Below are 20,338 nucleotides of genomic sequence, written 5' to 3'. Positions count from 1 at the left end.
CAGGATAGTGGTCATGACCGGAAAGCCCGTGAATTCGACCCAGTCGACCGAAATCTCCATGCTCGGCCTCGGCGCGATGGGCAGCACGCTGACGGCCGCGCTGCTCGACGCCGGCCGCTCCGTGACCGTGTGGAACCGCACCCCCTCCCGCGCCGCGGAACCGGTGGCCCGCGGCGCCCGCGCGGCCGGCTCGGTCCGCGAGGCCGTGACGGCGAGCCCGGTGATCGTCGCCTGCCTGCTCAAGTACTCCTCGGTCCGGGAGACCCTCGATCCGGTCGTCGGCGAACTGAGCGGCCGTACTCTCGTCAACCTCACGACCACGACGCCGAACGAGTCCCGCGAACTCGCCTCCTGGGCGGCCGGGCACGGCATCACCTACCTCGACGGCGCCATCATGGCCGTGCCCGCCATGATCGGTGCCCGCGAGGGCCAGATCTTCTACAGCGGCTCGCGGGCGGCCTACGACGACCTCCTGCCGACCCTCGGCCTCTGGGCCACGAGCGAGTTCCACGGCGAGGACGCGGGCCGGGCGTCGCTGGTGGACCTGGCGATGCTGTCGGGGATGTACCAGATGTTCGCGGGCTTCTTCCACGGCGCGGCGATGGTCGCCACCACGGGGATGAGCGCGTCCGACTTCGCCGCCCGGCAGGCCCCTTTCCTGGCCGCCATGACCCAGGAACTCGCCGGCTACGCCAAGGTCGTCGACGGCGGCGACTACACCGTCCCGGGCCAGCAGAGCCTCGACTTCTCCGACCTGACACACATCGTGCGGGCCAGCGAGGACCAGGGCGTCGACCCCGCCCCGATCGCCGTCGTCCAGGAGCTGATCAGGCGGCAGGTCGCCGCGGGCCACGGCTCCGAGGGCTTCGCGAGGACCTACGAGAGCCTGCGCGCCGCCGACACCGCCGGTCCCGCCGGTCCCGCCGGTCCCGCCGGTCCCGCCGACACCGTCGGCTCCGACAACGAGAGGAACGACGCATGAACGCCACCCCCGTCACACTCATCGGCCTCGGCCCGATGGGCCAGGCCATGGCCCGCACGCTGCTCGCCGCGGGCCACCCGGTCACCGTCTGGAACCGGACCGCCTCCCGGGCCGAAGGCCTCGTGGCCGACGGCGCCACCCTGGCGGCGTCGCCCGCCGACGCGGTCGCCGCGAGCGAGCTGGTGATCCTCAGCCTCACCGACTACGAGGCGATGTACGACATCCTCCGGCCCGCGACCGCGGCGCTGGCCGGCCGTACGATCGTCAACCTGAGCTCGGACACCCCCGACCGCGCCCGCGAGGCGGCGGCCTGGGCGGCCGGACACGGGGCGCGCTTCGTGTCCGGCGGTGTGATGGTGCCCGCGCCGATGGTCGGCACCGAGGCGTCGTTCGTGTACTACAGCGGGGCGCCCGAGGTCTTCGAGGAGCACCGTCCGGTGCTGGCCCGGATCGGGTCGCCGCGCCACCTCGGCGAGGACCCCGGGCTGGCGCAGCTGATGTACCTGGCCCACCTCGACGTGTTCCTGACGAGCCTCTCGTCGCTCATGCACGCCACCGCGCTGCTGGGAACGGCGGGGATCAGCGCGACGCGGGCGTTCTCGGAGCTGATGCCGACGCTGGCCGGCATCCCGGCGATGCTCGAGGCCGGCGAGGACGTCGGCGCGCAGATCGACGCCGGCGAGCACCCGGGCCATCTGAGCACGGTGACCATGATGGGGGCCACCGCCGACCACATCGCCGACACCAGCACGGCCCTCGGCATCGACCTCGCCCTCCCGCGCGCCGTCCAGGCCCACTACCACCGCGCGATCGCCGACGGCCACGGGAAGGACAACTGGTCCCGCATCATCGACGGCATCCGCACCCCGCGGACGGACGCGGAGGCCCCCCGCCCCTGACACCCGGCCCGCGCACCCGACAGCGGCACGTGTGACACGTCCTTCCGGAACGCCCGGAAGGCGCCGGTCTCCGTTGCTGTGGAGGGCGCCACGGGGACCGGCGGGAAATTCTCCGGCGGACCGTGCAACCCTCTTCGCCTCCCGCCTGTCGTACTTGGCATCAGGACGCCTGTGGGGGAGATCCGGGGGGATTGCGGGAGGCCTGAGGGGGGGAGGGGGGCCGGGAGGGCCCGGTCGGTGACCGGGCCCTCCCGGACGGCGTCAGGCGGCGCTCGGCCCGGCCGCGTCCTGGTGGATGAACCCGTTGATGAGACCGGCCAGTTCGTCCGCCTTCTCGAAGAGCGCGAAGTGGCCCGCGTCCATCTCCACGTACGTGCTGCCGGCGATCGACTCGTGCAGTTCGCGCGAGTGCTTCACGGGCACCATGCGGTCGTGCTTGGCCCCGATCACCAGCGTCGGCGCCGTGATCCTCGGCAGCAGGCCGGTGATGTCGGTCGTCAGGTTGAGCGCGATCTGACGGCCGATGCCCGCCGGGATGCCACCCGAGACCAGCTCCTCGACGCCCTTGGCGCCGAGGACGTTCAGCTGCTCGTCGGTCCAGCCGTGCAGCTGCAGGAAACGGCCGAACGCGTCGTGGTCGAGCCGGTCGAGGCGGTGCCACAGGTCGAAGAACAGCCGCTGACGCTCGTCGAGCGAGGCCCACCCGGTCAGCAGGACCAGGCGGCGCACCAGCTCGGGGTGGTCCGCGGCGATCTTGGCCGCGACGACCGCGCCGAGGGACCAGCCCACGAGGTCGACCGGCCCCTCGGCGGGGCTGTCCTCGACGGCCGCGACGACCTGTTCGGCGAGGAGTTCCAGGGTGAGCGGTCCACCGGCGTCCTCGGTGGCGCCGCTGCCGGAGTAGTTGGGGGTGATGACGGTGCGGCGGTCGTCGAACTTCTTCAGCAGGTGCTCGTACCCGGCCGCGTCACCGCCGGTGCCGTGGATCAGCGCGAGCCCGGTTCCGGTGCCGGTGACGAAGTACTCCACCACCGAGTCGGACGTCGAGACCGTGGGCATGCCGTTCTCCTTTGTCGCTGTGTCTGGGTGCTCGGGGATCCACCCGTACGGCCCGGGCGTGCGGACGGGAGCGACGCCGGTTTCCGAGCCTCCTGCTGCACGGACACACCTGTCCCCCCTCCCTCGTGCCGGCCCGCTCAGGGGCGCTCCACAGAAGAATAGAGAACGTTCGCTATTTTTTCGCCTCGGGGGGCACCCGGGTCACTGTTCCGGGAGAACACGTGCGCGGTGGAGGGCCGCCGGAACCGGTCGCTCCGGCGAGGGACGTACGCGGCGGGCTCAGGCCTCCGCTGCCGGCCCCTCGGTGGAGAGGCTCCCCTCGGTGTGCCCGGGGGAGAGGTCCAGGCGGGCGATCACCTCGGCGGGCGCGATGGCGGGCAGCAGGTAGCGCCACATGACGGCGATCCGCCGCGGGAGGTCGGCCCGCCCGCAGGAGATCTGCGACATGATCTGCGTTCCCGTGTACGAACCGACCAGCTGCTGGGCGAACTCCGTCTCGTTCACGTCCGGCAGCAGCTCACCCAGCTCGCCCGCCCGGAGGAGCTGTTCGCGGAAGTGCTCGGTCCACCAGTCGTAGATCGTGTAGTCCTGCAGGCCGGAGTCGCTCTGCTCGACCGCGAGCCGTACGCCTGCCCGCAGGAGTGTGTTGCGCTGCATCTCCAGGGCCAGGTACTGGGTCATGTCGATCAGCTGCTGCAGACCGTCCCGTTCCTGCGGGAACCGCAGATCGGCGGCCTGCTCGAGGATCACCGCGCGGGCCAGCCCCTCCTTCGACTTGAAGTGGAAGTACACCGCCCCCGCGGTCACCCCGGCGAGGTCGAGGATCTTGTTGATGCTGGCCCCGGCGTAACCCACTTCGTCGAACACCTCGGCGGCGGCACGCAGCAGTACCTCACGCGTTCGCTGGGCCCGTTCCTGCATCTGGCGCGCCATGCTCCCGGTTCCTGTTCTCTCGAGACCGCCCGACAAGAAAAAAGAATGAACTCTATGTTATGTCCAGGGGGCTCACGGCATCGCCGTGTGCCGCGGTCACATCCCGCGTGAGCAGGACATACGCGTACCGGAGGACACAGCCGTCGCCGGGTCCGACGACACGGGCATCACCGTGACGTGCCGGCCGCCGCCGACCGCCGCCGCGCCGGCCGGGGAGAACCTCTACGGGACCTGGGGGCAGTGGGATGTCACAGCGTCTCCACCTCCGCCGCCGTCGGGTACGACGCCTGCGCCCCCGCCTTCGTCACCGCCGCCGCGCCGACCCGTGCCGCGTACGCCGCCGCCTCGGCGAGGGACGCGCCCGTGCCGAGCCGCCGGGCCAGCGCCGCCGTGAACGCGTCACCGGCGCCCGTCGTGTCCACGGCGTCCACCTTCACGGACGGGACGCGGGAGACGCCCTCGGCCGCCGAGGCGGTCAGCGCGCCCTCCGCGCCCAGGGTGACGACGACCGAGCGCGGCCCCTTGGCCAGCAGGATGCGGGCCCAGTCCTCGGGGCGTTCGCTCACGCACGCGTCGCCGAGGATCACCTTCGCCTCGTGCTCGTTGACGATCAGCGGGTCGCAGGCCGCCAGCACCTCCTGCGGCAGCGGCCGCGGCGGCGACGGGTTCAGCACGAAGCGGCTGCCCGGCGCCAGACTCCGGACCACCTCCACGACCGTCTCCAGCGGGATCTCCAACTGCGCCGACACGACCCGGGAGGCGTGGAAGAGGCTCGCGGCGGCACGCACGTCCTCCGGTGCCAGACGGCCGTTGGCGCCCGGCGAGACGACGATGCTGTTGTCCCCGGACGGGTCGACGGTGATCAGCGCGACGCCGGTCGGGGCGCCGCCCACCAGCACGCCGACCGTGTCGACGCCGGCCGCCCGCTGCGAGTCCAGCAGCAGCCGGCCGTAGGTGTCGTCACCGACCCGGGCCAGCAGGGCCGTACGGGCGCCGAGGCGGGCGGCGGCCACCGCCTGGTTGGCGCCCTTGCCGCCCGGGTGGACGGCCAGGTCGGTGCCGAGCACCGTCTCGCCGGCGCCAGGCCGCCGTTCGACGCCGATCACGAGGTCGGCGTTGGCCGATCCCACGACCAGCAGGTCGTAGTCGTACATGAATCGCTCCCCGATCCGAGTGAACCTCAGTGAATCCGAGTGAATCCGAGCCGGGCGGCGATCCTGCCCGGTTCCCCCGGCTGCTGTGCGACGGAGGCGTACAGTGTGCCCGCCTCGTCCCGCCTCGACCGCCTCCAGCCCGTCCGGCGTGCCGTCGAAGCCGACGTCACGGCCCGGACGTGCGGCGGCCCGGTCCAGGATCGCGCGATCCCGGACCGGGCCGGCCGGAGGTGCGGGAGGCGTTCGCCGCGGGGTGGTCAGCCCATCGCGGCGGCGAACATGCCCGCCTCGTAGGACCCACCCCGCTGGTGCGTGATCACGGCGAGCCGGTTGGCCGCGTTGATCAGAGCGACCAGGCAGACCAGCGCGGCGATCTGGTCGTCGTCGTAGTGCTTGCGCACCAGCGCCCAGGTCTCCTCGGACACGCCCTGGTGGGCGTCGGCGAGCCGGGTGCCCTCCTCGGCGAGCGCCAGCGCGGCCCGCTCGGCCTCGGTGAACACGGTCGACTCCCGCCAGGCGGCGACCAGATGGAGCCGGACCTGGCTCTCCCCGGCGGCCGCGGCCTCCTTGACGTGCATGTCGATGCAGTGTCCGCAGCCGTTGATCTGGCTGGCCCGCAGCGACACCAGCTCCTGCGTGGACGCGGGCAGGGACGACTGGTGGACCAGCATCCCCGCGCCCGCGAACCGCTTGGCGAACCTGCCGCCGAACTCGTTCTCGAACAGGTTGAATCGAGTCTCCATGATCCCGTCCTCGCTCTCGATGCCTTACTGACAACCACAGGACTCCGGCGTCCCGGCCCCTGTGACAGGACACCGGCGTGACGTGGAACACGCCCGACGGGTGTCACGGGACAACGGCGGCCGGTGTCCCGTGCGCGGGAGACCGCAGGAGCAGACGAACGGGAGAAACCGGTGACGAACGAGAACAGCGGACACACACGGAACAGCACGCCCCTGCGCGGCACCACCACTGCCGCCGCCGACAGCGACGCCGTGGACGACACCGCCACGGATGTCTCCGCCACGGACGACACCGCCTCCGTCATGAACCACGCCACCGAGGCCTTCGTCACCCACCGCAACCTCCTCTTCACCGTCGCCTACGAGATGCTCGGCTCGGCCGCCGACGCCGAGGACGTCCTCCAGGAGACCTGGCTGCGGTGGGCGGGCACCGACCTCGCCGCGGTGCGCGACCCGCGCGCCTACCTGGTCCGGATCACCACCCGCCAGGCACTGAACCGGCTGCGCACGCTCGGCCGCCGCAAGGAGTCCTACGTCGGCTCCTGGCTGCCCGAGCCGCTGCTCACCACGCCCGACGTGGCCGAGGACGTCGAGCTCGCCGACAGTGTCTCGATGGCGATGATGCTGGTCCTGGAGACGCTCACGCCGACCGAGCGGGCGGTGTTCGTGCTCCGCGAGGTCTTCGCCCTGGACTACGACGAGATCGCCGAGGCCGTCGGCAAGAGCCAGGCCGCCGTCCGCCAGACCGCGCACCGGGCCCGCGCGCACGTCGCGGCACGCCGGCCGCGCGGCGCCGTCTCGCAGGCCCAGACCCGGAACGCGCTCGACGCGTTCCAACGGGCGGTCGAGACGGGCGACATCCAGGGGCTGCTCGACATCCTCGCCCCGGACGTCGTCCTGCTGGGCGACGGCGGCGGCATCAAGCAGGCCGTCCTGCGGCCCGTCACGGGGGCCGACAAGGTGGTCCGCCTGATGATCGGCGGACTGAGGAAGCAGAAGGCCGCCGTGTCCGCGGCACCGGCCCAGGTCAACGGCCACCCTGCCCTGGTCCTCCGGCTCGACGGCGAGCTCGACACCGTGCTGGCGATGCGCTTCGACGAGGGCCGCGTCACCGGCCTCTACGCCGTCCGCAACCCCGAGAAGCTCATGGGCATGCGCCGGGAGACCGCCCTGCACCGCTGAGCACGCGCCCGGCGGTCGCCTCCGCCCCGCCCACCGGGCACCCGAGGGGACCGCCGCCGCCCGAGCCCCGGCGGTCTCCGCGACGACCCCAGCCCCGGCCCCTGGTCTTGGCCCTGACCACGGTCCCCGCCCCTCCCCGCAGGGAATCCCGCCTAAACCCCTGGCGCGGTGGCGGCGCAGGAACCAGACTCGGCCTCATGGCGGACATGGACTCGTTCCGGAACGCGGTCACCGCATGGGCGGCCGAGGACCCCCGGGGCCCTCACGCCCTCCACGGCCCCGGCGAACTCGCCCGCGAGCTGGCCGGACGCCTGTCCGTCCGGACGACCGTCCTGCTCGAAGGCCCGAGCGACGCGGCGGCGGTCGACGCACTGGCCGCGAGCCGCGGCCGGGACCTGGCGGCGGAGGGCATCTGCGTCCTCCCGATGGGCGGCGCGATGAGCGTCGGCCGCTTCGCCGGCCTCCTCGGCCCGTCCGGCCTGGACCTCCGCCTCACCGGCCTGTGCGACGAACGGGAACGCGGCTACTACGTCCGCGCCCTGGAGCGGGCGGATGCGGCACCGCACGACCTCTTCGTCTGCGCGGCCGACCTGGAGGACGAACTCATCCGCGCGCTCGGCGTGCCGCGGGTGACGGAACTCGTCGAGGCCGAGGGCGATCTGCGCCCCCTCCAGACCTTCCTCCGCCAGCCCGCCCAGCAGGGCCGCCCCGCCGAGCAGCAACTGCGCCGCTTCCTCGGCACCAAGAAGGGCCGCAAGATCCACTACGGCCGCGTCCTCACCGAGGCCCTCGACCCCGACCCCGACCGGACACCCGCCCCGCTGGCCGGACTGTTCGCCGCGCTCTGACGGCCGTCTCTCCACGGCCTCACGGGCACCGGCCGCCGTCGGGAGACGGCACCGGGACCGCCTGCCGCAGGGCTGTCGCGCGAACGGACCACCAGATCCCGTCGGGCCTCGGCCCGCGCGCCACAGGAGCACACCGCAGTCACACCGCAGACGTCGCGGGGCCTCTCCCGGGGCGCGCGGGGCGTATGTCCCCGGACCATCGCCGGAGCATGGTGACGGCCTCCGACCGGTCGGTGGCGGGGAGATCCGCGATCGTGACGTGGTGGTTGCCGTGCGGCACCCACAGCACGCGACTGTCGCGGGCGCCGGGCCGGAAGGGCTCGGCGACGGACGGGTCCTGGGTGCCGTTGACGAAGAGCAGCCGGTCACCGTGGAGCCGTACCCAGCGGTCGATGTCGGGCATGGCCTCGGCGTCGAAGCGCATCGGGACGTCACGGGGTACGAAGCTGCGGGGTTCGAGGGCATCCGGGTACCGCAGCAGTCCGTCGAGATGCGCCTTGGGAACGTCCAGGTACCCCATCTGCGTGCCGAGTTGGTACCAGTAGGGGATGTACTCCCGGGCCGTGGAATCGGCGTAGACGGGCAGGCCGGCCGTCTTTTCCAGCCATGTGTACAGCGCATCGGTGGTGGCGTCCGGACCGGGGATGGCGGCGGCGTCGGCGGTGGTGCGGCTCTGCCAGAACATGAACGGTGCCCGCAGGACGGCGATCTCCAGTGCCTTGTCGGCGCTGCCGATGATGCGGAACGTGTCACCGGCGCCGGCTGCCCATGCCTCGTAGCGGGCGACCAGTGGTGCGCGGCGCAGCAGGATCTGCCGCTGCACCCTCTTCAGGGCGTCGCGGGCGGTGGCGGTGCCCACGCGTTCCAGGAACCGCACGTAGGCGGAGTCCTCGCGGTCGTCGACGTTGTTCGGGGCCGAATAGGCGATGGTTCCGGACACGTCGTGAGGGTGGAAACGGCGATGGTAGACGCTGGCCATACCGCCTTTGCTGCCGCCGGTGGAGATCCACGCGCCGGCATACAGCCGACGGAAGAGACGGACCACACGGTGGTGATCGTCGGCGGCCTGCCGGATCGTCAGGTGGCCGAAGTGGGACACGGCAGGACGCGAGGTGCCGAAGAAGCGGTGCTCGACGCCGATCTGGTTGCCGCCCAGCAGGATGGCCGGTTCCGTACGCCGTGGGATCAGCGGCACGTCGTACCCGGTGGTGAACAGGACGGTGGGCCGGTCGACGGCGGTGTGGAGCAGGGTCAGGCGCTGCTCGAAGGTTCCGGCCCCGGGATCGGTGTGGTCCACCGGCTGGCGCAGGCCGAGTACGAAGAAGCGGTAACCGGGTTCGGCGCCCGGTCGCTCCTCGATCACCCGGAGGCCCGGAAGCCTCCGCAGGGCGTCCACCACGTCGCCGGGCGCCCCGGCCCGGTCCGAGGCCCGCGCGGGCAGGGTTCCCAGGCCCACCGCCGAGGTCGCCGATGCGGCGGAGATGAGCAGACGTCGTCTTGTGAGGCCGCGCATGTGAGTCCTTCCGTTGTCACCGACAGCCCCAGTACACGCGGCGGCGCCCACGATGAGATCCCACCTGCGGGGGAGCCGCTTCCCCCGGCCGGGGGGAAACCGCCCAGACTCAGGCCGCCGGCCGGACTGTTCACCGGGCTCCGGCCACCCGACTCCCCGGCCGCGGAGCACCGCTGTCAGCGGCGGCTGACAGGATGCAGAGCATGAGCCGGATCATCTCCTACAGCACGGCCGACAAGGCCGACGTCCTCGCCTTCCTGGGCGCCGCCGACAACCTGACGGTGGATCAGCGGCGCGTGCTCGGCGCGATGCGTGACCGGGCGCGTCAGCGCCAGCACGACCTTGACCGTCAGGGCATCGACCTGGGCCTGTCCATACCGGACGCGCTCGACCACCTGGTGGCCGGCCACGCGGACTCGAAGGCCGAGTACGCGGCGAGCGCCTACTACCACGCGCTCCAGACCATCATCGACTGCAACGGCTCCGACCCCTCGGATCTGGGCGTGTACTCCAAGCCGTTCACCTTCTTCGGCCTGGTCGACGAGGAGCTGCGCCGACTGGGTGTGAGCGCCGGTCTCCTGCTGCGCGACCACCTCTTCTCCGGGCCGCCGCACGAGATCCCCTTCCGCATCCCGTACCCCGTGGACGGGCCGGACATCGGCATGTTCCCGCTGGCGAAGGCGAAGCCGGCCGCCGACGCCTACCGCGCGGTGCTGGACCGGATGGACGAGGGCTTCCGGTACGACGTCCGGGAGGTGATCGAGAAGCTGGAGTCCGAGCACGAGGAGTGGGAGTACGCCACGAAGAACCTCGACTGGTACACCCAGGACACGATCTTCTTCTCCATCACGGGCTGACCGGCGGCTGGGTTGGCCCGCCACCCTCAGTCCGAGTGCGGACGTCCGTCCCGCCCCCAGGTCACCATGGTCAGCGCCGAGGTGATGAACATCAGGACGCTGAAGGCCGCCACGGAGTCGACGTACTGTCCGTAGCCGTTCGCGTCCAGTTGGAGCGCGAGCGAACCGAACGCCGTCCCCAGTGCGGCGGTCGCGGCGGACATGGCGACGAACGGGCCTTTCGCCATGGGCCGTTTCTCCCGGCGGTGAGGCGATTGGTTGGTCATCATCGAGGTTACAGGCGCGGCGCCGGGACGCCGGTCGTCGACCGACGGAGCCCGAAGGCCGACGCCCGCACCGAGGTCAGACCCGCTCGAACGGCTCCGCGTACGTGAAGGCGCCCCGCAGTGCGGGATCGTGGGCGGCCAGGGGGCGGACCTGGAAGTACTCGCCCCACGAGAGGTCCGGTGCGGTGATGCCGTAGTCCGTGCTGGTGCGGAAACCGTAGCGGCCGTAGTACGCCGGGCTGCCGAGGAGGGCGACGAGGGGCTCGCCCAGGGCGTCCGCCGCGCCGAGCACGGTGTGGACAAGGGCGAGGCCGACGCCGCGGCGCTGGTGGTCGGGGTGCACGCTGAGCGGGCCGAGGCCCAGGGCGGGGGCAGCGCCGACATGGCCCCGGGTGCAGACCACGTGGCCCACCACCTCGTCCTTGTCGTCGAGTGCCACGAGCGACAGTTCCGGCAGCCAGCCGTCGCAGGTGCGCAGCTCGTCGAGCAGGGTCACCTCCACCGGAACCGGAGTCTCCGGCTTGGCGAAGGCCGCCGCGGTGACGGCGCGGACAGCGGGGACATCGGCAGGTGTTTCGCGTCGGATCAGCACCGGCACAGTCTGGGCCCCGGGCCGCGGTACCGCAAAGGACTTTCAGGCAGCCGACAGTTCACACCACACGTACTTGCCCAGGCTGCCCTGCCCGGCCAGCGGCTGCCAGCCCCACACGTCGGCGCAGGCCCGCACCAGCGCCAGCCCCCGCCCGTCCTCGGCCTCCGCCTCCGCCTCGTACGGCCGGGGCGGCTCGGGCGGCTCGGGGTCCGCGTCCCAGGCGCCGATCCGCAACGTCCCCGGCGGCGACCAGCGCACGCGCAGGGCGGCGGGACCCTTGGTGTGCCGTACGGCGTTGGACACCAGCTCCGTCGCGAGGAGTTCATCGACGCCCTCGTACAGATGGCCACCGACCGGACGACCGGCTGGTGGGAGGAGTACAGGGTCTCCTGCCCACGTCGTTCCTGGACCTGTCCGAGCTGGAGCACCACGCTCGGTTCCTTCGTCACGTAGCGATCCTGTACGTGCCGGGCCTGCTGCAGACCGAGGAGTACTCACGTGCCGTCTTCTCGTCCAGGCTGCCGGAACTGACCGCCGAGGAACTCGAACTGCGCATCCGACACCGCAAGGCGCGCCAGCAGTTCACCATCCCCTACGAAGCGGTGATCCACGAGGCGGCACTGCGCATCAGAGTGGGTGACCGCGCCACCTCGAGAGCGCAACTCGTGCACCTCCTGGAACTCTCCGAAGCGGATCACATCACCGTACGCGTCATCCCCTTCGACCTGGACGGATTCGCCCTGGCCTCCAGCACGATGACGTACGTGGGCGGACCCTTGCCCAAACTGGACACCGTGGTCCGCGACGCGCTGCACGGCTCGGCCTTCATCGATTCCGAGGCTCAGCTCAACACCTACCGAACGAGTTTTCATAAAGTGGAGGCCGCGTCACTCGACCCCGGACGGTCGCGTGATTTCATCCACGGCCTGGCGAAGGAGCTGTGAGCCACATGGACAACTGGCGTAAGTCGTCCTACTCGGGCCCGGGCGACGGCAACGAGTGCGTCGAGATCGCGACCTCGCCCACCCACGTCGCCGTCCGCGACTCCAAAGCCCCCGCCAGAGCCACCCTCACCTTCCCGGCAGGGGCCTTCGCTCCCTTCCTCGAAGCGTTGAAAAGGGCGGCGGGGCAGCCGTGAGGCATGCCTCTGCGTGAAGAACCGACGTAAGAAGATCCGCCCGCATCGCGTGGAGGTGTTCAGGCATGCCCGACAAGCGTCCGCGCAAAGCGACTCTGGCCGAGGTCTTGGCCTCGTTGCCCCCGGCCCCGGATCCGCCCGTCGCATGGGTGCCGTCGCCCGCCGGCCGTGAGGAGTTCGCCGACGACGAGGGCCGGCTCTGGCGGAAAGTCCGAGGCCCGCTCCATCGACGGCTCGCCCGGCGTCTGGTGGCCCGGGCGGATGTGCTGATCATCGGAGAAGGCGGCGGAGAACGATTCCGCCCCGTGCCCGCGACCGAGCGGATCGCGGCCTGGCGCCAGATCGAGGACCGGCTCCTGGCGGAGTGCACGCCGAGCTACGTCCCGTACGAGTTCGTCTCCACAGACGGTCTCACCCTCCTCTACATCGAGGAGAGCTGCTGAACGCGGCGCCCGGCAGCGGGCCGCACCGGCCGAGCGCGCCGAGAAGTCCGCTCCCCGCCCACCCCTGTCACACCCCACCGGTACCGTCGGAGCCATGCCCGACCAGTCCGCTGCCGCAGCCGCCCCCGGTGAACGGAGGCTCGCCGTTCTCGAAGGCGTCCTCGAGCGCATCACGTACGCCAACGAGGAGAACGGCTACACGGTCGCCCGCGTCGACACCGGCCGGGGCGCCGGCGACCTGCTGACCGTCGTCGGCGCGCTGCTCGGCGCGCAGGTGGGGGAGTCGCTGCGGATGGAGGGCCGCTGGGGGTCGCACCCCCAGTACGGCAAGCAGTTCCACGTCGAGAACTACACGACCGTGCTGCCCGCCACCGTGCAGGGCATCCGGCGCTACCTCGGCTCCGGACTGGTCAAGGGCATCGGACCGGTCTTCGCCGACCGCATCACGCAGCACTTCGGCATCGACACCCTCAGGATCATCGAGGAGGAGCCCAAGCGGCTCATCGAGGTTCCCGGCCTCGGGCCCAAGCGCACCAAGAAGATCGCCGAGGCGTGGGAGGAGCAGAAGGCGATCAAGGAGGTCATGCTCTTCCTCCAGACCGTCGAGGTGTCCACCTCCATCGCCGTGCGCATCTACAAGAAGTACGGCGACGCCTCCATCTCCGTCGTGAAGAACCAGCCCTACCGTCTCGCCGCCGACGTGTGGGGCATCGGCTTCCTCACCGCCGACCGGATCGCCCAGTCCGTCGGCATCCCGCACGACAGCCCGGACCGGGTGAAGGCCGGGCTGCAGTACGCCCTGTCGCAGGCCACCGACCAGGGGCACTGCTATCTCCCCGAGGAGAAGCTGATCGCCGACGCGGTGAAGCTGCTCCAGGTGGACACCGGCCTGGTCATCGAGTGCCTCGCCGAGCTGGCCGCCGAGCCTCAGAGCCCGGACGACGACCCCGGCGTCGTACGCGAGAAGGTGCCCGACCCGGAGGGCGGCGACCCCGTCACCGCCGTGTATCTCGTCCCCTTCCACCGCGCCGAGCTGGCCCTGGCCGCGCAGCTCCGCCGCCTCCTGACGGCCGGCGAGGACCGGATGCCGGCCTTCCGGGATGTGGCCTGGGACAAGGCGCTCGGCTGGCTGAAGGGACGTACCGGCGCCGAACTCGCCCCCGAGCAGGAGGCCGCCGTCAAGCTGGCGCTGACCGAGAAGGTCGCCGTCCTCACCGGCGGCCCCGGCTGCGGCAAGTCCTTCACGGTGAGGTCGATCGTGGAGCTGGCCCGCGCCAAGAAGGCGAAGGTCGTCCTCGCCGCCCCGACCGGCCGCGCCGCCAAGCGCCTCGCCGAGCTGACCGGCGCCGAGGCGTCCACCGTGCACCGCCTGCTGGAGCTCAAGCCCGGCGGTGACGCCGCCTACGACCGGGACCGGCCCCTCGACGCCGACCTGGTCGTGGTCGACGAGGCGTCCATGCTCGACCTGCTCCTCGCCAACAAGCTGGTCAAGGCCGTCCCCCCGGGCGCCCACCTCCTCTTCGTCGGGGACGTCGACCAGTTGCCCAGCGTCGGCGCGGGGGAGGTGCTGCGGGACCTGCTGGCCGACGGCAGCCCCGTCCCGTCCGTCCGCCTCACCCGGGTCTTCCGCCAGGCCCAGCAGTCCGGCGTGGTGACCAACGCGCACCGCATCAACGCCGGACAGCACCCCGTCACCGAGGGCATGAAGGACTTCTTCCTCTTCGTCGAGGACGACACCGAGGAGGCCGGACGGCTCACGGTCGACGTCGCCGCCCGCCGCATCCCGGCCAGGTTCGGGCTCGACCCGCGCCGTGACGTCCAGGTCCTCGCCCCCATGCACCGCGGCCCCGCCGGCGCCGGCACGCTGAACGGGCTGCTCCAGCAGGCCGTCACCCCGGGCCGCCCCGACGTGCCGGAGAAGCGGTTCGGCGGACGCGTCTTCCGCGTCGGCGACAAGGTCACCCAGATCCGCAACAACTACGAGAAGGGCGAGAACGGCGTCTTCAACGGCACCGTCGGCGTGGTCACCTCGCTCGACCCGGTCGACCAGCGCCTCACCGTCCTGACCGACGAGGACGAGGAGGTCCCGTACGACTTCGACGAACTGGACGAACTCGCCCACGCCTACGCCGTGACCATCCACCGCTCCCAGGGCAGCGAGTACCCGGCGGTGGTCATCCCCGTGACCACCGGCGCCTGGATGATGCTCCAGCGGAATCTGCTCTACACAGCGGTCACCCGGGCCAAGAAGCTGGTCGTCCTCGTCGGCTCGCGCAGGGCGATCGGGCAGGCGGTGCGCACGGTCTCCGCCGGAAGACGCTGCACGGCGCTCGACTTCCGGCTCGCGGGCGCCTGACCGGGAAGGTCCACGCCGGGCCCGGCCGCCGCCAGGAAAAAATGATCGATCAAATGAGTCGCAAAGGTCACAGAACCCTTCCGGAAGGGAAGGAGAGGGGGCAGGATGGGCAAGTTGGCGGCACTCAGTGCCGCCGATAGGCCCGATGGTCGACCCCGAGTGCACTCTCCTGAGCCAAGTGGGGGATGGTAGAGACAGTCAGGGCACCTCGAAGATGAGGCACTACGTCGGTGAGGGAAGACGTGAGCGACAACTCTGTAGTACTGCGGTACGGCGACGGCGAGTACACCTACCCGGTGATCGACAGCACCGTCGGCGACAAGGGCTTCGACATCGGGAAGCTCCGCGCCCAGACCGGTCTGGTCACACTGGACAGCGGTTACGGCAACACGGCCGCCTACAAATCCGCCATTACGTACCTGGACGGCGAGGCGGGCATCCTCCGGTACCGCGGCTACCCGATCGAACAGCTCGCGGAGCGCTCCACCTTCCTGGAGGTCGCCTACCTGCTGATCAACGGTGAGCTGCCGACCGTCGACCAGCTGGCCGCGTTCAAGGGCGAGATCACGCAGCACACCCTGCTGCACGAGGACGTCAAGAACTTCTACAAGGGCTTCCCGCGCGACGCCCACCCGATGGCCATGCTGTCGTCGGTCGTCTCCGCGCTGTCCACGTTCTACCAGGACAGCCACAACCCGTTCGACGAGCGTCAGCGCAACCTCTCCACCATCCGGCTGCTCGCCAAGCTCCCGACGATCGCGGCGTACGCGTACAAGAAGTCGATCGGCCACCCGTTCGTCTACCCGCGCAACGACCTCGGCTACGTCGAGAACTTCCTGCGCATGACGTTCTCGGTCCCGGCCCAGGAGTACGAGCTCGACCCGACGGTCGTCGCCGCCCTGGACAAGCTGCTGATCCTGCACGCGGACCACGAGCAGAACTGCTCGACCTCCACGGTCCGCCTGGTCGGCTCCTCGCAGGCGAACATGTTCGCCTCGATCTCCGCCGGCATCAACGCCCTGTGGGGCCCGCTGCACGGCGGCGCCAACCAGTCGGTGCTGGAGATGCTGGAGGGCATCCGCGACTCCGGCGGCGACGTCGACTCCTTCATCCGCAAGGTGAAGAACAAGGAGGACGGCGTCCGCCTGATGGGCTTCGGCCACCGGGTCTACAAGAACTTCGACCCGCGCGCCAAGATCATCAAGGCCGCCGCGCACGACGTGCTCTCCGCCCTCGGCAAGTCCGACGAGCTGCTGGACATCGCCCTGAAGCTGGAGGAGCACGCGCTCTCCGACGACTACTTCGTCTCGCGCAGCCTCTACCCGAACGTCGACTTCTACACCGGCCTGATCTACCGGGCCATGGGCTTCCCGACCGAGATGTTCACGGTCCTGTTCGCCCTCGGCCGGCTGCCGGGCTGGATCGCCCAGTGGCACGAGATGATCAAGGAGCCGGGTTCCCGCATCGGCCGCCCGCGCCAGATCTACACGGGCGTCGTCGAGCGCGACTTCGTCCCGGTCGAGCAGCGCTGACACCTGCCGCTGGGGGCGCCGTCCGCCTCAGGGGGTGTCACTGGAGGGGCGTGGGCGGCTGCGGGGCCGGCCACGCTCCCCCGGGGCGCACTTGTGGTGCGCTGTACCACCGCATGAGAAAGAAGGCGCCCCGGTGCCGGTCCCCCCACGGGCCGGCGACCGGGGCGCCTTCCCGTGTCCCGGTGCGGATTCCCCCCACGGGATCCGGCCGGGCGTCTGAGAGGCAGCGCCTGAATCGCTGCGGACGTGCCGCGAACGTACCTGCGGTCATGTCGCGGGCTGCGGTCTGCCGGGACAGCGCACGCCCGGGAGGGCCGCTCAAAGCTTCCCGGTGTACGTGTCCCGGCAACGCATCTCTGGGAAGGTCCCCCAAGACATCCCCAGATGCCAGGTGGCGCCCCCCAAGACGCTGCCTGACATCGCCAACTTAGACCTTCGAGCCCCCTCGATGGTTACGTTCGCTCCACTGTGATCTGCGTCTCTTGCATATGTCCGAAAAATACGCAAGAGCCCCGTTACGGCGAACGAGACTCCCGCGTAAGGGAGATGCAAGAGTCTTGTGAAGAGCTTATGTGAGACACGTGCCGGACTCCAGGGGCACTTTCCGGGACAATCGGCCGCACTTCCCCCGCGGACTCAGCGAAACGTACGCAGCCTGAGACTGTTGGTGACCACGAACACCGACGAGAACGCCATCGCCGCGCCCGCGATCATCGGATTCAGCAGTCCCGCGGCGGCCAGCGGCAGCGCGGCCACGTTGTAGCCGAAGGCCCACACGAGATTGCCCTTGATCACGGCGAGGGTCCGCCGGGACAGCCGGATCGCGTCCGCCGCCACCCGCAGGTCACCGCGTACGAGGGTCAGGTCGGCCGCCTCGATCGCCGCGTCCGTCCCCGTGCCCATGGCGAGCCCCAGGTCGGCGGTGGCGAGCGCGGCGGCGTCGTTGACACCGTCCCCGACCATGGCGACCGTACGGCCCTCGGCCCGCAGCCGCCGGACCACGTCGGCCTTGTCCTCGGGCAGGACCTCCGCGATCACCTCGTCCACGCCCACCGCCCGGGCGACCGACTCGGCGACCCGCCGGTTGTCGCCGGTCAGCAGCACGGGCGTGAGCCCCAGCCGGCGCAGCTCGGCCACCGCCTCGGCACTGGTCTCCTTCACGGTGTCCGCGACGGAGAGGACACCCCGCGCCACCCCGTCCCACTCGGCCACGACGGCCGTACGGCCCTCCCTCTCGGCCTCCTCCTTGGCGCGGGCCAGCCCGGCCGGCAGATCGCCGTGGAGGCGCCCCACGGTCACCTCGTGGCCCTCCACGCGCCCGCGCACGCCCCGCCCGGGGACGTTCTCGAAGTCCGTGACGTCCGGCAGCGCGCCGGTCTGCTCCATAGCGCCGGCGGCGATCGCGCGGGCCACGGGGTGCTCGGAGGCGTGCTCGACGGCGCCCGCGAGCCGCAGCACCTGCTTCTCGTCGGTGCCCTCGGCGGCGTACACCTCGTGGAGGGTCATGCGGCCGGTGGTGACGGTGCCGGTCTTGTCGAGGACGACCGTGTCGACGCGCCGCGTGGACTCCAGCACCTCCGGGCCCTTGATCAGGATGCCGAGCTGGGCGCCGCGGCCCGTGCCGACCAGCAGCGCGGTCGGCGTGGCGAGGCCGAGCGCGCACGGGCAGGCGATGATCAGGACGGCGACGGCCGCGGTGAACGCGGCGACCGCGTCCCCGGTGGCGCCCAGCCACCCGCCGAAGGTGCCGGCCGCGATCAGCAGCACGACGGGCACGAAGACGCCCGACACCCGGTCGGCGAGGCGCTGCACCTCGGCCTTGCCGCTCTGCGCGTCCTCCACCAGCCTCGCCATCCGCGCCAGCTGCGTGTCGGCACCGACCCGGGTGGCCTCGACGACCAGCCGGCCCCCGGCGTTGACCGTGGCGCCGGTGACGGCGGAGCCGGCGGTCACGTCCACCGGCACCGACTCACCGGTCAGCAGGGAGGTGTCCACGGCACCGCCGCCCTCGGCCACGACGCCGTCGGTGGCGATCTTCTCGCCGGGCCGGACGACGAACCGGTCGCCGACGGCCAGCTCGGACACCGGCACGCGCACCTCGCGGCCGTCGCGCAGCACGGCCACGTCCTTCGCGCCCAGCTCCATCAGCGCCCGCAGCGCGGCGCCGGCGCGGCGCTTGGAGCGGGCCTCCAGCCAGCGGCCGAGGAGGAGGAAGACGGTGACCCCGGCGGCGGCCTCCAGATAGATCGCGGAGGCGCCGGCGGAGCGGGAGACGGTGAGGTCGAAGCCGTGCCGCATGCCCGGCATACCCGCGTCCCCGAAGAACAGCGCCCACAGCGACCAGCCGAACGCGGCGAGCGTGCCGAGGGAGACGAGGGTGTCCATGGTGGCCGCGCCGTGCCGGACGTTGGCCCAGGCGGCGCGGTGGAAGGGCAGCCCGCCCCAGACGACGACGGGCGCCGCCAGGGTGAGCGAGAGCCACTGCCAGTTGTCGAACTGCAGCGCCGGGACCATCGCGAGCAGCACGACGGGGGCGGCGAGGAGGGCCGAGACGACGAGACGCCGCCGCAGAGCGGACAGCTCGGGGTCGTCCGCCTCCCGGGGCCCCTCCGTGTCCCCGGCGGACTCCGTCGGCGGCGGCGCGGGTTCCTCGGCGGTGTACCCGGTCTTCACGACGGTGGCGATCAGGTCGGCGACCGTGAGGGAGGCCGGGTAGGTGATCCGGGCCTTCTCCGTCGCGTAGTTCACCGTGGCGCTCACACCGTCCATGCGGTTGAGCTTCTTCTCGACGCGGGCCGCGCAGGAGGCGCAGGTCATCCCGCCGATCAGCAGCTCGACCTCGGCGAGGTCCGGCTCGGTGGTCGTGGGCGTGTCCGCGGTGGTGCTGGTCATGTCCGGGCTCCAGGGGCCGACCGGGCCGGACACGACCGGCCCGAGAGCCGGTGGGGCGGCCCGGTCGGCGGGGCTGTGGGGCTGTGGGGCTGTCGTGAGGCCGCTGGGGGCGAGGGGTCAGGCCTTGCCGACGAGCTCGAAGCCCGCCTCGTCCACGGCGGCGCGCACGGCCGCTTCGTCGAGCGGGGCGTCGGAGACGACGGTGACCTCGCCGGTGGCGGCGACGGCCTGCACCGAGCCGACGCCGGGGATCTCGGAGATCTCACCGGAGACGGCACCCTCGCAGTGGCCGCAGCTCATGCCGCTCACCTTGTAGACGGTGGTGACGGAACCCGGGGTCTCGGTCTGGGCGCTCATGTCGTACTCCTCTTCGGGCCGTGCGGAACGGGTACCCGCGCGCGGGCGGACACCCGTCGGTACCGTGGCCCGCCGTCGGACCACACCACGTCCCACTGTACCCCCAGGGGGTATGAACGCCGCGCAGCCTCCCGTCCGCGCCCGGTCGCCGCGCTACCGGCCCCGGTTGCGGGGCCGGGACGCCACCCAGGCGCGGACCGTGTCCGCGTACCAGTAGGGCTTCCCGCCCTCCACGTGGTCGGGCGGCGGCAGCAGCCCGTGCTTGCGGTACGAGCGCACGGTGTCCGGCCGCACCTTGATGTGGGCCGCGATGTCCTTGTACGACCAGAGCCTTCGGTCGGTCGGCACACGCACCTCCCCGCGCGCACCACGGCCGCGGCCGGGGACGGCCGCCGGGGGGAGCCGGGCGCTGCGCTGACGATCACCAAGCCTGTTCCGGGTGAACGACGACCGGCGGCGTGTGGCCGGGGCCCGTACCCGGGCGTGACCGAAGACCTGCACGCCTGTGACACCCGTGACGAGAACGCGGTGTCCGTGACACGGATGCGACACGGGCGACACGGGCGACACGGGTGACGTGGAGACAGACCAG

General features: G+C 71.6%; 18 protein-coding genes and 3 pseudogenes. 10 read left to right on the top strand and 11 right to left on the bottom strand.

Features of this window, described 5'->3' with window-relative positions; translation table 11 throughout:
* Positions 1-13: 13 nt before the first annotated feature.
* Both ACFYOJ_RS13215 and ACFYOJ_RS13210 read left to right on the top strand, forming a co-directional pair.
* A complete protein-coding gene (locus ACFYOJ_RS13215; protein ID WP_356554879.1) occupies positions 14-982 on the top strand; it encodes an NAD(P)-binding domain-containing protein in 969 nt (322 codons plus the stop codon).
* Positions 964-1,881 (top strand): annotated as a pseudogene (locus ACFYOJ_RS13210) (NAD(P)-dependent oxidoreductase); the annotation flags it as partial. The gene ACFYOJ_RS13215 and the pseudogene ACFYOJ_RS13210, both read left to right, overlap by 19 nt.
* A 261-nt stretch (positions 1,882-2,142) precedes the next feature.
* Here the strand turns inward: ACFYOJ_RS13210 and ACFYOJ_RS13205 are convergent.
* The 4 genes from ACFYOJ_RS13205 to ACFYOJ_RS13190 all read right to left on the bottom strand — a co-directional run bounded on the left by ACFYOJ_RS13205 (position 2,143) and on the right by ACFYOJ_RS13190 (position 5,770).
* On the bottom strand, positions 2,143-2,940 hold the full coding sequence (locus ACFYOJ_RS13205) for an alpha/beta hydrolase (RefSeq protein ID WP_356554877.1): 798 nt from the start codon (positions 2,938-2,940) through the stop codon (positions 2,143-2,145).
* A 279-nt stretch (positions 2,941-3,219) separates the two neighbouring features.
* Positions 3,220-3,873, bottom strand: coding sequence for a ScbR family autoregulator-binding transcription factor (locus tag ACFYOJ_RS13200; protein ID WP_356554876.1), 654 nt, complete (start codon positions 3,871-3,873; stop codon positions 3,220-3,222).
* 248 nt (positions 3,874-4,121) lie between these two features.
* Positions 4,122-5,027, bottom strand: a complete 906-nt coding sequence (locus ACFYOJ_RS13195) for a ribokinase (RefSeq protein WP_356554874.1) — start codon at positions 5,025-5,027, stop codon at positions 4,122-4,124.
* Positions 5,028-5,284: 257 nt separating this feature from the next.
* Complete coding sequence (locus ACFYOJ_RS13190; protein ID WP_356554872.1) at positions 5,285-5,770, bottom strand: carboxymuconolactone decarboxylase family protein; 486 nt, start codon at positions 5,768-5,770, stop codon at positions 5,285-5,287.
* 303 nt (positions 5,771-6,073) lie between these two features.
* On the opposite strand from ACFYOJ_RS13190, the gene ACFYOJ_RS13185 reads away from it, so the two are divergent.
* Both ACFYOJ_RS13185 and ACFYOJ_RS13180 read left to right on the top strand, forming a co-directional pair.
* Positions 6,074-6,952: an RNA polymerase sigma-70 factor gene (locus tag ACFYOJ_RS13185; protein ID WP_356554982.1), complete on the top strand. Its 879-nt coding sequence runs from the start codon at positions 6,074-6,076 to the stop codon at positions 6,950-6,952.
* 197 nt (positions 6,953-7,149) lie between these two features.
* Positions 7,150-7,800 carry a TOPRIM nucleotidyl transferase/hydrolase domain-containing protein gene (locus tag ACFYOJ_RS13180; protein WP_356554870.1) on the top strand — a complete coding sequence of 217 codons (651 nt, stop codon included), beginning with the start codon at positions 7,150-7,152 and terminating at the stop codon, positions 7,798-7,800.
* Positions 7,801-7,939: 139 nt separating this feature from the next.
* Here the strand turns inward: ACFYOJ_RS13180 and ACFYOJ_RS13175 are convergent, their stop codons facing one another.
* Positions 7,940-9,313, bottom strand: coding sequence for a S28 family serine protease (locus ACFYOJ_RS13175; RefSeq protein WP_356554868.1), 1,374 nt, complete (start codon positions 9,311-9,313; stop codon positions 7,940-7,942).
* 203 nt (positions 9,314-9,516) lie between these two features.
* On the opposite strand from ACFYOJ_RS13175, the gene ACFYOJ_RS13170 reads away from it, so the two are divergent.
* Positions 9,517-10,170, top strand: a complete 654-nt coding sequence (locus ACFYOJ_RS13170; protein ID WP_356554866.1) for a hypothetical protein — start codon at positions 9,517-9,519, stop codon at positions 10,168-10,170.
* Between the two features lie 26 nt (positions 10,171-10,196).
* On the opposite strand, the gene ACFYOJ_RS13165 is transcribed toward ACFYOJ_RS13170, so the two are convergent.
* The 3 genes and pseudogenes from ACFYOJ_RS13165 to ACFYOJ_RS13155 all read right to left on the bottom strand — a co-directional run.
* On the bottom strand, positions 10,197-10,397 hold the full coding sequence (locus ACFYOJ_RS13165; protein ID WP_356554864.1) for an SCO3870 family protein: 201 nt from the start codon (positions 10,395-10,397) through the stop codon (positions 10,197-10,199).
* A 115-nt stretch (positions 10,398-10,512) separates the two neighbouring features.
* Positions 10,513-11,028 (bottom strand): N-acetyltransferase, encoded by a 516-nt coding sequence (locus tag ACFYOJ_RS13160; protein WP_356554862.1) that lies wholly within the window; start codon positions 11,026-11,028, stop codon positions 10,513-10,515.
* A 42-nt stretch (positions 11,029-11,070) separates the two neighbouring features.
* A pseudogene (locus ACFYOJ_RS13155) lies at positions 11,071-11,352 on the bottom strand (ATP-binding protein); the annotation flags it as partial.
* On the opposite strand from ACFYOJ_RS13155, the pseudogene ACFYOJ_RS13150 reads away from it, so the two are divergent.
* From ACFYOJ_RS13150 to ACFYOJ_RS13130, 5 genes and pseudogenes are all read left to right on the top strand, one after another.
* Positions 11,344-11,972 (top strand): annotated as a pseudogene (locus tag ACFYOJ_RS13150) (DUF5753 domain-containing protein); the annotation flags it as partial. The pseudogenes ACFYOJ_RS13155 and ACFYOJ_RS13150 overlap by 9 nt on opposite strands.
* A gap of 5 nt (positions 11,973-11,977) precedes the next feature.
* Positions 11,978-12,166, top strand: coding sequence for a DUF397 domain-containing protein (locus ACFYOJ_RS13145; RefSeq protein WP_356554860.1), 189 nt, complete (start codon positions 11,978-11,980; stop codon positions 12,164-12,166).
* 65 nt (positions 12,167-12,231) lie between these two features.
* Positions 12,232-12,609, top strand: coding sequence for a hypothetical protein (locus ACFYOJ_RS13140; protein ID WP_356554858.1), 378 nt, complete (start codon positions 12,232-12,234; stop codon positions 12,607-12,609).
* A 94-nt stretch (positions 12,610-12,703) separates the two neighbouring features.
* Positions 12,704-14,965 carry an ATP-dependent RecD-like DNA helicase gene (locus ACFYOJ_RS13135; protein WP_356554856.1) on the top strand — a complete coding sequence of 754 codons (2,262 nt, stop codon included), beginning with the start codon at positions 12,704-12,706 and terminating at the stop codon, positions 14,963-14,965.
* Between the two features lie 242 nt (positions 14,966-15,207).
* On the top strand, positions 15,208-16,497 hold the full coding sequence (locus ACFYOJ_RS13130; RefSeq protein WP_356554854.1) for a citrate synthase: 1,290 nt from the start codon (positions 15,208-15,210) through the stop codon (positions 16,495-16,497).
* 636 nt (positions 16,498-17,133) lie between these two features.
* Here ACFYOJ_RS13130 and ACFYOJ_RS13125 read toward each other — a convergent pair.
* The 3 genes from ACFYOJ_RS13125 to ACFYOJ_RS13115 all read right to left on the bottom strand — a co-directional run bounded on the left by ACFYOJ_RS13125 (position 17,134) and on the right by ACFYOJ_RS13115 (position 20,094).
* On the bottom strand, positions 17,134-19,389 hold the full coding sequence (locus ACFYOJ_RS13125) for a heavy metal translocating P-type ATPase (RefSeq protein ID WP_356554853.1): 2,256 nt from the start codon (positions 19,387-19,389) through the stop codon (positions 17,134-17,136).
* A gap of 117 nt (positions 19,390-19,506) precedes the next feature.
* Positions 19,507-19,746, bottom strand: a complete 240-nt coding sequence (locus tag ACFYOJ_RS13120; protein WP_356554851.1) for a heavy-metal-associated domain-containing protein — start codon at positions 19,744-19,746, stop codon at positions 19,507-19,509.
* A 153-nt stretch (positions 19,747-19,899) separates the two neighbouring features.
* The gene (locus ACFYOJ_RS13115; RefSeq protein ID WP_356554849.1) at positions 19,900-20,094 is read right to left on the bottom strand and encodes a MerR family transcriptional regulator; all 195 of its coding nucleotides are present in this window, start codon (positions 20,092-20,094) and stop codon (positions 19,900-19,902) included.
* Positions 20,095-20,338: the final 244 nt, after the last annotated feature.

The organism is Streptomyces sp. NPDC006384, from assembly GCF_042870695.1.
In the GTDB taxonomy this organism is placed as follows: domain Bacteria; phylum Actinomycetota; class Actinomycetes; order Streptomycetales; family Streptomycetaceae; genus Streptomyces.
The sequence above is the reverse complement of the archived record's forward strand: the minus strand, read 5'-3'. Positions and strand labels throughout refer to the sequence as shown.